Annotated in this window: 16 protein-coding genes; 7 read left to right on the top strand and 9 right to left on the bottom strand. The window is 70.6% G+C overall.

The window, feature by feature from the left end:
• Nucleotides 1-2: 2 nt before the first annotated feature.
• Entirely contained in the window at nt 3-944 is a 942-nt protein-coding gene (trpD, locus tag ACWKZU_RS16850) for an anthranilate phosphoribosyltransferase (RefSeq protein ID WP_449283492.1), read from the top strand.
• Nucleotides 945-966: 22 nt separating this feature from the next.
• On the opposite strand, the gene ACWKZU_RS16855 is transcribed toward trpD, so the two are convergent.
• The 6 genes from ACWKZU_RS16855 to ACWKZU_RS16880 form a co-directional block, all read right to left on the bottom strand.
• Nucleotides 967-1,869, bottom strand: coding sequence for a M23 family metallopeptidase (locus ACWKZU_RS16855; RefSeq protein WP_449283493.1), 903 nt, complete (start codon nt 1,867-1,869; stop codon nt 967-969).
• Nucleotides 1,870-1,994: 125 nt separating this feature from the next.
• On the bottom strand, nt 1,995-4,061 hold the full coding sequence (locus ACWKZU_RS16860; protein ID WP_449283494.1) for a BCCT family transporter: 2,067 nt from the start codon (nt 4,059-4,061) through the stop codon (nt 1,995-1,997).
• Between the two features lie 252 nt (nt 4,062-4,313).
• A complete protein-coding gene (locus tag ACWKZU_RS16865; RefSeq protein WP_449283495.1) occupies nt 4,314-5,159 on the bottom strand; it encodes an alpha/beta fold hydrolase in 846 nt (281 codons plus the stop codon).
• Nucleotides 5,156-5,794 (bottom strand): phosphoribosylanthranilate isomerase, encoded by a 639-nt coding sequence (locus tag ACWKZU_RS16870; RefSeq protein ID WP_449283496.1) that lies wholly within the window; start codon nt 5,792-5,794, stop codon nt 5,156-5,158. Before ACWKZU_RS16870 ends, ACWKZU_RS16865 begins: the two co-directional genes overlap by 4 nt.
• 9 nt (nt 5,795-5,803) lie before the next feature.
• Complete coding sequence (locus tag ACWKZU_RS16875; protein ID WP_449283497.1) at nt 5,804-7,324, bottom strand: SulP family inorganic anion transporter; 1,521 nt, start codon at nt 7,322-7,324, stop codon at nt 5,804-5,806.
• Between the two features lie 62 nt (nt 7,325-7,386).
• On the bottom strand, nt 7,387-8,367 hold the full coding sequence (locus ACWKZU_RS16880; protein WP_449283498.1) for an EamA family transporter: 981 nt from the start codon (nt 8,365-8,367) through the stop codon (nt 7,387-7,389).
• Between the two features lie 69 nt (nt 8,368-8,436).
• Between ACWKZU_RS16880 and ACWKZU_RS16885 the strand changes: the two genes are divergently transcribed.
• Nucleotides 8,437-9,306 carry a LysR family transcriptional regulator gene (locus ACWKZU_RS16885; protein WP_449283499.1) on the top strand — a complete coding sequence of 290 codons (870 nt, stop codon included), beginning with the start codon at nt 8,437-8,439 and terminating at the stop codon, nt 9,304-9,306.
• 602 nt (nt 9,307-9,908) lie between these two features.
• Here the strand turns inward: ACWKZU_RS16885 and ACWKZU_RS16890 are convergent.
• Nucleotides 9,909-10,700, bottom strand: coding sequence for a phosphatase PAP2 family protein (locus ACWKZU_RS16890; protein ID WP_449283500.1), 792 nt, complete (start codon nt 10,698-10,700; stop codon nt 9,909-9,911).
• Nucleotides 10,701-10,997: 297 nt separating this feature from the next.
• Here ACWKZU_RS16890 and ACWKZU_RS16895 point away from each other — a divergent pair, with 297 nt between their 5' ends.
• The 4 genes from ACWKZU_RS16895 (at nt 10,998) to ACWKZU_RS16910 (ending at nt 12,926) form a co-directional block, all read left to right on the top strand.
• Entirely contained in the window at nt 10,998-11,294 is a 297-nt protein-coding gene (locus tag ACWKZU_RS16895) for a hypothetical protein (protein ID WP_449283501.1), read from the top strand.
• A 577-nt stretch (nt 11,295-11,871) separates the two neighbouring features.
• Nucleotides 11,872-12,285: a hypothetical protein gene (locus ACWKZU_RS16900; protein WP_449283502.1), complete on the top strand. Its 414-nt coding sequence runs from the start codon at nt 11,872-11,874 to the stop codon at nt 12,283-12,285.
• Nucleotides 12,282-12,623, top strand: coding sequence for a hypothetical protein (locus tag ACWKZU_RS16905; protein WP_449283503.1), 342 nt, complete (start codon nt 12,282-12,284; stop codon nt 12,621-12,623). The genes ACWKZU_RS16900 and ACWKZU_RS16905 overlap by 4 nt, the downstream gene beginning before the upstream one ends.
• Before the next feature lie 51 nt (nt 12,624-12,674).
• Nucleotides 12,675-12,926: a hypothetical protein gene (locus tag ACWKZU_RS16910; RefSeq protein WP_449283504.1), complete on the top strand. Its 252-nt coding sequence runs from the start codon at nt 12,675-12,677 to the stop codon at nt 12,924-12,926.
• A gap of 93 nt (nt 12,927-13,019) precedes the next feature.
• Here the strand turns inward: ACWKZU_RS16910 and ACWKZU_RS16915 are convergent, their stop codons facing one another.
• Together ACWKZU_RS16915 and ACWKZU_RS16920 are read right to left on the bottom strand one after the other, a co-directional pair.
• Entirely contained in the window at nt 13,020-13,856 is an 837-nt protein-coding gene (locus tag ACWKZU_RS16915; RefSeq protein WP_449283505.1) for a TrmH family RNA methyltransferase, read from the bottom strand.
• Nucleotides 13,853-14,773, bottom strand: coding sequence for an alpha/beta fold hydrolase (locus tag ACWKZU_RS16920; RefSeq protein ID WP_449283506.1), 921 nt, complete (start codon nt 14,771-14,773; stop codon nt 13,853-13,855). The genes ACWKZU_RS16915 and ACWKZU_RS16920 overlap by 4 nt, the downstream gene beginning before the upstream one ends.
• Before the next feature lie 170 nt (nt 14,774-14,943).
• On the opposite strand from ACWKZU_RS16920, the gene ACWKZU_RS16925 reads away from it, so the two are divergent.
• A partial coding sequence (locus ACWKZU_RS16925) for an exonuclease domain-containing protein (RefSeq protein ID WP_449283507.1) occupies nt 14,944-15,417 on the top strand: 474 nt, incomplete at its 3' end.

The raw sequence follows: 15,417 nt of genomic DNA on the forward strand, positions 1-15,417 counted from the left end.
AGATCGGCGCCTTCCTGGTGGCGCTGCGCTCGAAGGGCGTGACGGTCGAGGAGGTCATCGGGTTCCGCGACGCGATCCTCGCCGAGGCAGCGCCCATCTCGCTGCCGGCGATGTCGCTCGACATCGTGGGAACGGGCGGCGACCGCTTCGGCACCGTCAACGTGTCGACCATGGCGTCCATCACCGCGGCCGCTGCGGGAGCGCCGGTGGTGAAGCACGGCAACCGCGCGGCGAGCAGCCTCTCGGGCTCCTCGGATGTGCTCACGGCGCTCGGCATCGACCTCTCGCTCGACGCGGACCGGCTCGCGAGCGCGTTCGACGAGGCCGGCATCGCGTTCGTGCACGCGGCGCGCTTCCTGCCGGGATTCCGCCACGTCGCCCCGGCGCGGGCGGAGCTCGGGATCCCGACCGTCTTCAACTTCCTCGGCCCGCTGTGCAACCCGGTGCGTCCCGAGGCCTCGGCCGTCGGGGTCGCCGATATCGATCGGGTCCCCATCTTCGTCGGAGTGTTCCGGCTCCGCGGGGCCTCGGCGCTGGTCTTCCGCGGAGACGACGGGCTCGACGAGCTCACCACCACCGGCCATTCGCGCCTCTGGGAGGTGAGCCGCGGCGGGCTCACGGAGCACGACATCGATCCGCGGGAGCTGGGGATTCCCCGGGCCTCGATCTCCGATCTCGTGGGCGGCACGCCGGAGGAGAACGCCGCGGTGGTGCACCGCGTGTTCTCCGGGGAGCGCGGTCCGGTGCGCGATATCGTGCTGCTCAACGCCGCGGCGGGCCTCGTGGCCTTCGACCTGGCGAAGCACCCGGAGTCGGCCGAGCGCGCGCTGCTCGAACGGCTCGCCGAGAAGCTGCGCGTCGCGGAGGACGCGATCGACTCCGGCCGCGCAGCCGCCAAGCTCGCCGACTGGGCCCGCGCGACCGCGGAGGCCGCGGCGCGCTGATCGAGCGGCGCCCGGCGCCTCCCTACGGCGTCGGGCGAACCGGAGCGCTCTGCGCGGAGTTCTGCGCGGCCTCGGCGGCGGCCGAGACGGCGGGCCGGTCCTTGCGCATGTACTCGGCGAAGAACGGCAGCGGATCGACCGGCTCGTCCTCCACGCGGATCGCGAGGTGCAGGTGCGGCCCGAACGACATGCCGGTGTTGCCGACGGCGCCGACCTGGTCGCCCATCCGCACGGTGTCGCCCACGGCGAGCGAGTGCGAGTCCATCTCCATGTGGCAGTAGCGGCTCGTCACCTCGTCGCCGTCGAGCTCGTGCTCCAGCTTGAGCCCGAAGCCGCAGCCGTCGCTCGCGAAGCCCGCCTCGAGCACGGTGCCGTCGGCGATCGCCTGCACCGGAGTGCCGGCGGCCGCGGCGAAGTCCTGCGCGTCGTGGAACTGCTCGACGGGGGCGGTGCGGTAGCCGAAGCCGTCGGTGAGGGTGACGGCGGTGGCGAACGGGTAGTTCACGAGCGTCTCGGGGTTGAAGACGTAGGCGATCGGGGCCGAGCTGTCGGAGATCGAGGCGCTGACCTCGGTGAATGACGGGGGCAGCTCGTCGAGGGACACTTCGGAGAAGAGCTGCTGCGACGAGTGCACGGCGCCGGTGCCCGCCGCGACGCTCGCCTGCTCGGTCAGCGGCAGGGCGAGCGTGAGCGTGAGCCCGCAGACACTCGCGGCGGCCGCGACGCCGGCTAGGCGGCGACGGAACGACCTGGGGGGCGCCGTACGGATCGGGTCGGACGGGATGTCCGTCGCGGGCACGTGCTCGACGAGCGGCAGGCGGATCGAACCCGTCTCGGGCTCCGAGGAGCGCGCATCACGGCTCTCGCGCAGCGAGCGGCGCGACGGATAGACGCGCGCGTCTGTCACGGGTGTGGGATGGGGCATGCAGTCTTCCGGAGTCGGGGGCGCCGGGGTCTCGGCGCAAAAGATAACGAACAGATTACAGTGTTGATCCGAGAAGCGCCAGGGCGAGCGCCCGGGAACTCCGCGCTCGCGGCGCTCCCGGGCCCTCAGCGCGGTTCGGGATCGTCGCCGGGGACGGTGCCGTCCCCGCTCGCGGCACCCGCATCGGAACCCGCACCGGCATCGGAACCCGCACCGGCATCGGAACCCGCACCGGCACCCGCGCCATCGTCGTCCGGCCGCACGGGCGGGGGAGCGATGCGCTCGCCCACGGTCAGCGAGGCGTCGCCCGATGCCGTGTGGTCGGGGCGCTCGGGGCCCGGCTTCTCGATGCGCGCGGGATCCAGCGTGCGACGCACGTCGGCGCCCGTGACGCGCTGGATCGGGCCGGTGGTCGCGTCGACGTACCACTCGGTGAGGGCGGGATCGGCGCTGTCGAAGTCGGCGCCCGCGCCCTCGTCGGCCGGGACCTCGTTCGTGCCGAAGACGAAGTCGTCGCCGTACTCGTCGATGCCCCGCCGCACGCCCTGGGCGATCGCCGCCTGCGCGTACTTGCGCCGGATGATGTAGGGGTCGGTGCGCAGATCCTTCACCCAGGCGATCATGATCCCGATCACGACGAAGGCGAAGGGGAGCGCGGAGACCACCATGAGCGATTGCAGGCCCGACAGCGTGTTGCGACCGCCCGCGAGGAGGAGCGCGATCGCGATCAGCGCCAGCAGCAGGCCCCAGACGATGGTGACCCACTTCGACGGCTCGGGGCGTCCGCCCTGCGACATCGATGCCATGACGATCGAGGCGGAGTCGGCCGCCGTGACGAAGAAGACGAGCACCGCGATCATGGCGATGACGGAGGTGATCATGCCGAGGGGGAGCCGCTGCAGCAGCTGGAACAGCACCTCCTCGCCGGAGCCGCCCGACTGCAGATCCTCGCCCGACAGGCTCATGTAGATCGCCGTGCCGCCGTAGACGACGAACCAGGCGATCACGATGGCGGAGGGGACGAGCATGACGGTGATCACGAACTCGCGCAGCTTGCGTCCGCGCGAGATCTTCGCGATGAACATGCCGACGAAGGGGGTCCACGACACCCACCAGGCCCAGTAGTAGGTGGTCCAGGTGGCGAGGAACTCCGCGGTGGCCTCGCCCTGATTGGGGTTGCGCGCCAGCATCAGCAGCAGCTGCTGGAAGTACTCGACGACGGCCGAGGGCAGGAAGTTGAGCAGGAACACCGTCGGCCCGACGACGAGCACGAAGAGCCCGAGGCCGCCGGTGAGCGCCATGTTGAGGTTGGAGAGACGGCGGATGCCGCGCTTCACGCCGGAGACGGCCGATGCGATGAAGAGCGAGGTGAGGATCGCGATCGCGCCGACCAGGAATGCGTTGCCCATGGGGCCGAGGCCCGTGACGATGCGGAAGCCGCTCTCGATCTGCAGCGCGCCGATCCCGAGCGAGACCGCTGTGCCGAAGAGGGTGACGATGATGGCGAAGATGTCGATGACCCGACCGAGGATCCGGTGGCTGCTCCCGGGGAAGACGGGCTCGAAGAGGGCGGAGATGAGCGGTGCCCGGCCGCGTCGGTAGGCGCTGTAGGCGATGGCGCCGCCGACGAGGGCGTAGAACGCCCAGGCGATCGGGCCCCAGTGCAGGATCGTCTGCGCGAGCGCGGGAAGGGCCGCTCCGGGCGTGCCGCCCTCGGCCGCGATACCGGGCGCGGGATCGAGGAAGTAGGGGAGGGGCTCGAGCGGGCCGTAGAAGAGCAGGCCGATCCCGAGCCCGGCCGCGAAGAGCATGGAGATCCACGAGGCGGTGGAGAACTCCGGCTCCTCGTCGTCGGCGCCCAGGCGGATGCCGCCGGTGCGGCCGAAGCCGACGACGAGCATGAAGAGCGCGACGACGATCGCGAGCGCGCCGAACAGCCAGCCGAAGTTGGTGCTGACCCAGGCGAGTGAGTTCGCGCCGACCTCCGAGAGGTTCTCCGGGGCGACGAACGCCCACACGATCACGGAGAGGGTGAGCGCCACGGTCACCGTGAGCACCAGCCAGTTCGTGGGGAAGCGCAGACCGGTCTGCTCGACGCCGATGCCGGGGATGAGCCCCGGGTGGGGGACCGGGGGCGGGGTGGGCACCGTGATCTTCATGGTGCGCTTGCCGGTGTTGGGCTGTTTGGTCATGGCTCCAGGTCTCCTGCCGCGCCTGCGCCGCCACTGCGGCTCGGACCTTTCCACGCTAGCCAAGCGGCGTGATCGTCGTCGGACCCCTGGGTGGGGCGACCGTCGGAGCAGTCGGGTGAATGGTGCTTCGATCAGGGATTTCTCCCGTTACGCGATTGTGACCCGGGGCTGGCGTGTTGCCGAGGGCCCGCGGGCCGGGCATACGCCGCCCGCCGGCCCGGCCCGCCGGCGGCCGGGCTCCGGAGCCGATGCTCAGGCCGCGGGGGAGTCGCGCGGCTCCTCGGGGCTCCTGATCCAGTCGAGCACGATGCGCGCGACGGGCTCTCCCGAGCTGATGAGCGCCTCGTGCCCGCGATCCGGGATCTGCCGCATCTCGGCGCGGGGGATCAGACCGGTGATCCGCACCGCCCAGGCGCGCGGAGCGACCCGGTCGCGGGTGCCGCGCAGCACGAGCGCCCGTTGCCGCACGTGCGGCAGGCAGTCCTCGACCCGGTGCTGCAGCATCTGCCCCAGCTTCTTGGCGAACCAGCGCGGCCCGGCCTGGAGGTAGGTGGTCATCCCGCGCCGGAACACCGAGAGCGGCTGGCCCTCGGCGAGATCCTGCAGCATGCGCAGGGCCTGCAGCAGCACGTGGCGCTCGGCTGGGTTCACCGACGGCGCGATGAGCACCACGCGCGACACGAGCCGGGGGTGCCGCACGGCCAGCTCCGCCACGATCTGCGCGCCCATCGAGTGGCCCACGGCGACGACCGGGCCGACGCCCAGCTCTTCGAGCGCTTCGGCGAGCAGATCGGCGGTGGCGGGGATGGAGAGGGGCTCGGACGGCTCGGGGCATCCTCCGAAGCCGGGGAGATCGACGGCGAGCACATCGGCCTCCGGGACGATCTCCGCGATGAACCGATCGTAGACGCTGTGGCCCATGCCGATGCCGTGCACGAGCAGGATCCGCGGGGCGGCGGCTCGCGCCCAGCGGAAGAAGCGCAGCTCGTAGTCCCCGCGTCGCACGTCGATCTCGTCGGGTCGGGGGAGCGGGCGATCCGTGCCCTCGGCCGTCGTCAGGCCGGAACGGGCGATGGAGCGGTGCGCCGCGGCGGTCATGCGCGGGCCGCGCGGATGAACCGGCTGATCAGTTCGGGATCCTTCACGCCCGGCTCCCGCTCGACGCCGCTGGAGACGTCCACGCCCCAGGGGCGTGTGGCGGCGATCGCCGCGGCGACGTTGCGCGGATCGAGCCCGCCCGCGAGGATCCAGCCGTCGCCGAGCCGCTCTCGAGCGGGACTCGCGGGCCCCAGCGGCGAGAGGTCCCAGGTCTCTCCGGATCCGGGGGTCGCACCGTCGACCAGCAGACGCTCCTCGCCGAAGTCGCCCGCGCGCAGCTCCGGATGCCGCTGGAGCGAGGTCGCCCGCCAGATGCGGGGGAGCAGGGCGCCGGCCGCGGCGACGTCGTCGGCCGTGTACGAGCCGTGCAGCTGGAGCACGTCGAAGCCGAGCTCGAGCGCGGTGCCGGCCGCCTCCGGCGCGGGCATGCGGTTGACCACGAGCACGGTGTCGATCGGCGCCGCACCCGCCTCGCGCGCCCGGTCGCGCGCCGCCGCCACCACCTCGGCCGCCTGCTCCGCCGTCGCGTGCCGGGGACTCCGCGGGCTCATGACCACTCCCACCGCATCGGCTCCGCTCGACACCGCGTGCCGGGCCATGGAGGCGTCGCGCAGACCGCAGATCTTGACGTACATGCATCCAGTCTAGGGCTGCGGATCGGCCCGGCGACGACCGCCGTCGCGCTCGGTGAGCCGGGCGTGCACGGCGCTCGTGTACGTGTTCATGCCGACGATCTCCACGCGCTTGCCCAGGTGCTCGTACTTCGTCTCGATCGCGTCGAGCGCGGCCACCGACGACGCGTCCCAGATGTGGGATCGGGACATGTCGATCACGATCCGCCCCGGATCGGAGCGGTACTCGAACAGCGTCGTGAGGTCGTTGCTCGACGCGAAGAAGAGCTCGCCGGATACGACGTAGCGGGCCGTCGCCGCGCCGTCGCGCTCGACGATCTCGCGATCCACCGACACGAAGTGCGCGACCCGCCGCACGAACAGCACCGAGGCGACGAAGACGCCGGCGATCACGCCGATCGCCAGGTTGTGCGTGATCACCACGATCGCCACCGTGGTGAGCATGACGAGCGTCTCGCTGCGGGGCATCCGCCGCAGGGTCGACGGGCGCACGCTGTGCCAGTCGAAGGCCGCGATCGACACCATGATCATCACCGCCACCAGCGCGGCCATGGGGATCACGCTCACCACGTCTCCCAGCACCACCACCAGCACCAGCAGGAAGACACCCGCGAGGAAGGTCGAGACGCGGGTTCGCGCCCCGGACACCTTGACGTTCATCATCGTCTGCCCGATCACGGCGCAGCCGCCCATGCCCCCGAAGCAGCCGGACAGGATGTTCGCGACGCCCTGCGCCCAGGACTCGCGGGTCTTGCTCGAGCGGGTGTCGGTGATGTCGTCCACGAGCTTCGCGGTCATCAGCGACTCCATGAGGCCGACGACCGCGACCGCCGCCGCGTAGGGGGCGATCCTCGACAGGGTCTCCCAGTTCAGCGGCACGTCCGGCACGAAGAGCTCGGGCAGGCTGCGGGGCAGCTCGCCCTGGTCGCCGACGGTGGGCACCGCGAGCGAGAAGACCACCGCTGCGACGGTGATGACGACGACGGACACGAGGGGAGCCGGGATCGCCCGCGTGAGCCGCGGCACGATCACGATGACGAGGATCCCCGCCCCCACGAGCGGGTAGACCAGCCAGGGCACGCCGATCAGGTGGGGGAGCTGGGCGATGAGCACGAGGATCGCGAGCGAGTTGACGAAGCCGACCATGACGCTGCGCGGGATGAACCGCATGAGGCGGGCCACCCCGAGCAGTCCGAGCAGGATCTGGAAGACGCCGGCGAGCATGATCGTCGCGATCAGGTAGTCGAGCCCGTAGCGGGGCGCGACCGGGGCCACCACGAGCGCCACCGCGCCCGTGGCCGCCGTGATCATGGCGGGACGCCCGCCGAGGAACGCGATCGACACCGCCATCACGAAGGACGAGAAGAGCCCCACCTTCGGATCGACGCCGGCGATGATCGAGAACGAGATCGCCTCCGGGATCAGTGCGAGCCCGACGACCAGCCCGGCGAGCGCCTCGCGCGTGAGCAGGCGCGGCGAGCGCAGCGCGGCGAGCACGGTGGGATCGGGGTGCCGGGTCTCGGTGCTGCGCAAGTCGTCCTCCGCTCGGAGTGGCGCGTCGCCTGCGGCGGACGCGTGTGGAACGAGAACTCACCCTAGTCGAGACGAGGGACGGTGCCGGGCTCCGGGGGAGCCTGGACCGGGACCGGGGGAGCCTGGAGGCGCGGCGCCGCCGCGGTGTCGCGCCGCCCGCGCATCGAGACGACGGCGTTGCCCGCGACGATGAGGCCGATCCCCGCCCACTGCACGGCTCCGAGGGCCTGCTGCAGCACGAGCCACCCGATCAGCGCCGCGAACACCGGGTTGACGCTCGTGAGCGTGCCGAACAGCGCCGCCGGGATCCGGCGCAGCGCCTGCAGATCGATGGCGTACGGGAGCGCGGAGGCGAGGATCCCGCAGGCCGACGCGAGCAGCAGCGCGGGGAGCGTCGGCGGGTGGATCAGGAACCAGGCGGCGGCGATCGGCAGCCACAGGCCGGCGGTCACCGCGCCGGCGAGCGCGGTGCCCTGCAGCCCCGGCAACCGCTGCCCGATGCTGCGGTTCAGCAGGATGTAGGAGGCCCAGGCGCCCGCCGCCACGAGTCCGAGCGCGATGCCCGGCACGTCGGTGCTCGGGCCCGGCGCGGTGAGCAGCAGGACTCCGGCCGCCGCCAGCGCGACGCAGCCGATGTCCCGGGCGCGGCGCGAGCCGGCGATCGCGACGGCGAGGGGTCCGAGGAACTCGAGGGTCACGGCGAGACCGAGGCCGATCCGCTCGATCGCGGCGTAGAGCGCGAGGTTCATGACGCCGAACACGAGCGCCAGCCCGAGGACCGGCAGCCACTGGCTGCGGCGCAGACCGCGGAAGCGAGGCCGCACGAGCGGGGTGAGGACGAGCGCCGTGACGAGCTGGCGCACCGCCACGACCCCCACGGGGCCGATCGCGGGGAAGGCGAGGGCGCCGAGGGCGGCTCCGGTCTGGTTGGACGCCGCCGTCGCGAGCGTCATCGCGATACCGGAGACCCGCTGCCGCGGGGTCGCCGTAGCCGCGGAGAGCGCGGGGGAGTCCGGCGGTGCGCTCGATCCGATGCTGTCCATGCGAGTCACGCTAGAGAAGGGAATCGGAAACACCTAGTGCATATTTCGGAAGTGCCATAGCCTGAGGTTATGGATTGGACGCTCCGGGAACTGCGGGTGTTCGTGGCGGCCGCCGAGACGGGATCGTTCACGGAGGCGGCGGGGGAGCTGCACGTGTCGCAGGCGTCCGTGTCCCGCACGATCGCGGCGCTCGAGCGGAGCGTCGGGGATCGGCTGCTGCGCCGGGTGCCCCGGGGCTGCGAGCCGACGAGCCTGGGAGGGCAGGTGCTGCCGCACGCGCGTCGCGTGCTGGCCGAGGCCGATCGCTTCGGGGAGTTCCTGCGGACCCGGCACGGCAGACTCCGCCTGGGCTACGCGTGGGCGGCGCTGGGGCGGCACACGCGGACGCTGCAGCGGCAGTGGGCCGCGGCGCACGCGGCGATCGACCTGGAGCTCGTGCGGCACAACTCGCCGACGGCCGGACTGGCCGAGGGGCTGTGCGACGTCGCCATCGTGCGCCGCGCCATCGAGGACCGCCGCTTCGAGTCGGTCGTCGTGGGTCTCGAGCGCAGACTGGTGGCGTTCGCCGCCGACGACGCGGAGTGGGCGCGCAGGCGGCGGCTCAGCATGGCCGAGATCGCGGAGCGCACGGTCGTCGTGGACGCGCGCGCCGGCACGACGAGCGAGGCGCTCTGGCACGGAGCCGACCGGGTGCCGCGCTTCATCGAATCGACGGACGTGGACGGCTGGCTCGACGCCATAGCGGCCGGCCGCGGCGTGGGGACGACCGCGGCCGCGACGGCCGATCACCACCCGCGCCCGGGCATCAGGTACCGGCCCGTCGGGGACGGGCCCCGCATCCCGGTGCGGCTGGCGTGGTGGCGGGACGCCCGGCCCAGCGGTCTGACGGAGCTCGTCGACGCGGTGACGCGGCTCTACGCGGAGGCGGGGAGCGACTGATCGGACGGTCATCGGGAGAAGCCGTCGCGATCTCAGTAAACTGACATAATATAGATTATCATGCACGGCGAGCAAGGCGGAGGGGCGCGCGCTCGGCACCGCGGCGCCGTGACGGGTCGCCGAGAGTGATGCGCATGACGCTCACCCCGCGGCACGGCCGGCGCGAACTCCTCCCGGCGCTCGCGCCGCTCTGGAACGCGCTGTTCGAGCATCACCTCTCCGTCGGCGCCGCCGGTCTGCCGACGATCCCGCACTCAGAGAGCTGGCCGTTGCGCCGAGCGCACTACGAGCGGCTCGCGGCGGAACACTCCGGAGTGTCGATCTGGCTCGCCGGGAGGTCGACTCCCCTGCGGGATATGCACTGGCGCATGAGGATTATGTCAGCGGCGCGCCCGCGCACGTGCTCGAGGCGTTGAGTGTGCTCCCCGCTGCGCGCGGAGGCGCCGGTCGGATTGTTCTCACCGCTCGAATGCGCGGGTCGTTGGGCGATCCGCTGCCAGATCCCCGCCGCCCCCGATGCGATCGAGCTGCGACGATTCCTCGTGGGCGAGGGATTCAGGGTGAGTACCGAGCGCCTGCTGCGCAGGACCTGAGCGGAGCGCTCAGGACCGTCCGGAGCTCAGCAGGAACAGGGAGCGCGCGGCCAGCGCGCTGACCCCGACCCCGCCGAACTCCCCCGCGCTCAGCATCAGATCGGCGCTCTCCCGCCAGCCCGCGAGTCCCGCGAGCACGAGAGCCGCCGCCACCATGGCCCAGCCGATCAGCACGAGCCCGATGGTGGTCGTCCGGCCGAGGATGGCGAGACCGCGCGCCGTGGCCGGACGGATCAGGCAGGCCAGGGAGAATGCGAGTGTGCCCAGCGCGAGCCCGCCGAGCACGTCGCTGGGGCGATGCCAGCCGTAGGCCAGCAGCTGCCAGCCCGCGGCGGCCAGCAGCGCGGCTCCCCCGAGCGTCACGAAGGAGCGCACGCGCGTGGGTGCCGCCCAGATGAGCGCACCCGTGAGTACGGTGAAGACGGTCATATGCCCGCTCGGGAATGTGTTCGGGAGATCGAGTTCGAACAGCTGCGGCCGCGTGAGCAGCTGCTGCTTCAGCAGCTGCGACGCGACGATCGCGAGTGCCGGCACCACGGTCACCACGAGGGCCCGTCGGATCCCGTGCACGAAGAACGCGATGATCCCCACGACCAGCAGTGCGATCGCGACCGACGGGATCGAGACGAGATTGAGCGGCGGCGGCGGGCTGTACGTGAACTCCGCGGCGTCGAGCACGCTGTCCTCGGCGCGCTGGCCGAGCGCATTCTGCACGCCGAGCACGTAGGATCCCACGCCGACGGCCGCCCAGAAGATCACGAACCACAGCGCGCGCCGTCTCCCGGAGAGTCCCCCGCTCACGCCTCTCCCCCGGGCCGGCTGCTCGCGCGAACCGCGCTCTCCGGACTCGCGGACACCCCGCGGGCCTGCGAGGAACGGCGGTACTGCTCGTAGTCGCAGCAGCTGATGGGAGCGGGCACGTGAACCTCTCGGATCATAACGACGGGCGGATACGCGCAGCCGGTGAGAGAACATCTCCTCCGACACCGGTAGGTTCACGATTTTAGTTCGTGTTCCTGAGGAGAACGCTGAAGTACCCGCTGCCTTGAGCAAAAGCTGCCCGCCGCCCCGTTGAAGGTCGCGCAGGCTCTTACGGTCGTGACTCTCGCACTGACCGCACCCAGCGCGTCGCCGATCATCTTCGCAGAGATCCATGACCCGAGAGGCAAAATTCCCCAGTTGGTTCTCGTGCAACTGATGACGTGGATCGCGATGATCATGAGTCGCCTCGTCAACGAGGACGCGCAGGCCGAGGTGCTGTTGGCGAATCTGGAGGAGACCATTGCGCTCAGCCAACGCGCTGCGGAACATCGTGGGCATGCATACACCCAGCCGCGTGGCCTCGGAAAGCGGATGCGGCACACCGCGTGGTTCTGGCTGCTGCCCCAGGGGTAGTCCTCGGCATGATGAAACTTTCCTTCATCCCCTATCTGCCGCATACTCCTTCGGACATCGTGCTGGTTCTCCTCATTGGAGTGGTCTTGTTCCTGCCCATACATGCCTCCTGGCGGTTGGCTTCCGACCTCACGGAGAAGGTTCAAAGCCCCGCTGGTGGGTTACTGGCCTCTCAAAGGGTTCGGCCTCGCCCTCGTGTCGATAGTTGGCGTCTTTGGTCCTGGCGCACGCTTATCTTCCGCTCCTCGCCCTCGTCGCGTTGCTGCTCGTGTTCCTCTGCTGGTTCCGCCGCCCGCAGGCGAGAAGCCTTCGTCCGCTACTGCAGCGCGCGCAAGCCGACGTCACGAACGCGGTGCTTGACCGCCTGTATCAGCGTCGAGAGTTGCTGCGGCGGAGCGTGCGCCAGGGTCCCGCCCAACGTCTTGAGTTCCCTCCGGGGGTTTCCTCCGGCGTGGAACCGGTCTTCCGGGGTGGGGATCTGCAAGGCGGATAGTTGAGGGAAGCGTGAGGGGTCCATGCGGGCGCGCGTCTAGCTTGCCGCGGGTGCGCTGCTGCAAAGCGTTGCTACGATTTGGCTATGAATAATCTGGATGATCTCCGGCGCTTTGTTGAGTCGGTCGTAGATGAGAGCACGGCGTCTGCTGATCTCACCCTGTTGGAGGTGGCGATCGCGGAGCCTGACGTTGCGATCCTGGCCTACTCCTGGGGAGCGCTTTCCGAGCGCTTCGGCAGGATCTATCGATGGAGCGACCTCACTGAGATCAACGACGATGAGGAGATCTCCCCTGAGGACTACGCGCTCGAAGTGGTGACCGTCGATCTCCAGAGCCCTCCGGGAGACGGTGTCGCCATCTGCTTCCCCTGGGAGCATATGTTCGTCGGCTCTCGTGGGCCGATTAGATGGTGCGGCGTTGTTGGCGATTTCTCGGGACTGCGTCCGTTCCTGATCGACGCACATGGGGAGAACGCCCGCCAGGAGGCCGGTCGTTGAGTACGAGCGACGAGAAGGGCTGCAGGCGTCCGCGGGCGCTCTTCGCGATCGTCCTGGTGGTTCTGCTCGGCCTTCTGCCGGTGACCGCCGCCGAGGCGGCGACACCCAAGCACACCGTGATCGCCTCGTGGAAGAACGGGAACAAGACGAAGATCGAACTCCGCCTCGGGGTGTATAGCGCCGCGACTGGCAAAGGCTTCGGCTGGACGAAGATCAAGAAGCGGCACGGGATCAAAAAGTACAGCACCGTCAGTCACCCCACGAAGAGTCCGTACGGGGCATTGTGGAAGGGTAAGCCGAAGATTCGAGCAGAATACACCGCGTTTGCCGTGAGGTGACAGCGTATCGGTGGAAGATGGATCGCTACGGATCAGCGTCAGGTCATCACCGTGGTCGAGTTCAAGCATGTAACCTCGTGGTACAAGGTCAAGTTCAAAGGGGCGCCTGGCGTTCTCACGACCTACTGCCGCAACCCGAATGGCGCACTGAAATGTCCGTCTTGGGTGGACACCGCGTTCCTGCCGAAGAACAACGGGATGGTGGTTGCTTACCCCGGGCCTGGAACGACGGGCAGCGGCCAACTGCTGACCTCGTCGTACAAGCCCGTAAGGCTCGGTCAGGTCGCCGTGCAACTGCCGTGAACTGTGGTTGCGCTCCCGCGAAGGAGTCTTGCTTCTGACGCCGCGACGTTCAGCGAGTCCGAACCGCCTATCGCCGCCAGGTGGGTTCCCCGCTCACGCGGCGCTCCCCTGTGCGGACCGCCGGTCGGCCGTGCGCACGGCCCACAGCGCCACCGCCGCCGCAGTCGCGACGTTGAGCGAGTCGACGCCGTGCTCCATCGGGATCACCACCGAACGCGCGGCCGAGGCCAGCGCCTTCCGGCTGAGCCCGGCTCCCTCGGTGCCGAAGAGCAGAGCCAGCCGCTCGGGCAGCTCCTCGACGTACTCCGCGAGATCCTCGGCGTCGTCCCGCAGAGCGAAGGCGGTCAGCTCGTAGCCCTCCTCCCGGAAGAGCGGTCCGGCCTCGCGCCAGTCGGGCAGCCGGGCCCAGGGCACCTGCAGCACCGCCCCCATGCTCACGCGCACGGCGCGGCGGTACAGCGGATCGGCGCACGCGGGCGACAGCAGTACCGCGTCCGCACCGAGCGCCGCGACCGACCGGAAGATCGCGCCGACGTTCGTGTGGTCGGCGAGATCCTCGAGCACGACGACGCGCTTCGATGCGCGCAGCAGTTCGACGGGGTCCCGCGGCGCCGGCCGGTGCATCGACGCGAGAGCGCCGCGGTGCAGGTGGAATCCGGTGAGCGCCTCGAGCTGGTCCGACTCCCCCACGTAGACGGGCACTTCGGGGTGCGCCTCCAGCAGCGGTTCGACGCGGGGCAGCCATTCCTCGAGCAGCAGCACCGATCGGGGCCGGTGCCCGGCGCGCAGGGCGCGCTCGATCACCTTCGGGGACTCCGCGAGGTACAGCCCCTCCTCCGGCTCGCGCACCCGCCGCAGCGCGACATCCGTGAGCTGCGTGTAGTCGGCGAGCGCCGGAGCGGAGAGATCGTGGATCCGCTCGAGCCTCACGCGGCCGCCTCGCTCATCGCGCGCCGCGCGGCGGCGGTCACGAACTCGCCGATGAACGCCACCGCATCGGGAACGGCCTCGTAGTGCACCAGGTGACCCGTGCCGGGGATGATGCGCAACCGGGATCCCGGCACCCGGTGATGCAGTTCGAGCTGCTGGCGGAGCGGGGTGATGTCGTCGCGCTCTCCCGCGATCAGCAGGGTGGGCATCGTGAACGCCGAAGCGAATTCGGGGACCGTGTGCGACACCGAGGCGCGGAACGCCTGCAGCAGCGTCGAGGGATCGGAGAAGGTGCTGAAGTACGCGGCGTGCTGTCCGTGGATCCAGGAGCGCAGCTCCGGATCCCCCGTCTTGGCCATGACCTCGCTCATGACCCGCACGATCGCGGGATTGCCGAGGAGTCCGCGGGCCGGCCGCTCCGGCAGCAGCTCCGCGGCGCGGTAGTAGCCGATGGCGAGCCGGCTCATCAGCGCCTGCGGGCCCTGCAGCGCCGGCGAGGAGATCGGGTTGACGAGGATCAGCCGACTCGGCTCCAGGCCGCCCGCGATGGCGGCCCCGACCACGAGCGATCCGAAGGAGTGGCCGAGCACCGCGAAGCCGCCCGGCGCGGCCTCCGCGGCGAACGCGCGCAGCCACTCCCCGTACAGCTCGATGTCGTGCTCGCGGCCGGGGATCGCCGGCGTCGCGCCGAATCCCGGGAGATCGGGCACGATCATCCGCGTCCCCGGCAGCGTCTCCGCGAGACCCCGGGCGAGCCCCTCCAGGCCGTGGTGATCGCCCCGGAACCCGTGCACCAGGATCAGGGCGGAGCCGTCGGGGTCGCCGTACTGCCAGGCGCGCGTCTCGGTACCGAGCGTCGGCACGGCGATCGCCGACGGTGATGCGGGGGGAGGCACGGCGGCCGGTTCGGAAGTCACCCAGCGATCCTAACCGGACCGCCTGGGCTCGCGCTGCGCCGGCTCCTGCCGGGCCTGGGCCGGTGGGGGCCCTGGCGGTCCGGACCGCGGCTTCGACCGCGATCGTCCGAGGGACTCGGTAGCATCGTTGCAGACGAGAAGAACCGCCTGAGCATTGTGAGGAAATCCTGGTGACCGCTCAACTCCCCCTCTGGGCATCCGACCTCGCGGTGTTCGACACCGAGACCACCGGTGTCGACACCTCCCGCGCACGCATCGTGAGCGCGACGATCGCGCTGCTCGGGCCGGAGGGAGAGGTGGCGGAGCGCTACGACTGGCTGCTGGACCCCGGGATCGAGATCCCGCTCGCTGCGGTGCAGGTGCACGGCATCTCGACCGAGATCGCCCGCACCAGCGGCATCGATGCCGCCGTCGGGGTGCAGCAGATCGTGGCGCAGCTGCTCGAGATGATCGAGCGGGGCTTCCCCATCGTCGCCTACAACGCGCCCTTCGATCTGAGCCTGCTCTCGGCCGAGGCGGCGCGGCACGGCGTCGCGCTGCCCGCTGAGCTCTCCCCCGTCATCGACCCGTTGGTCCTCGACAAGCAGTTCGACCGCTACCGCAAGGGCAAGCGCACGCTCGAGGCCGTCGCCGCGCATCACGGC

This window comes from Leucobacter sp. (assembly GCF_053528595.1).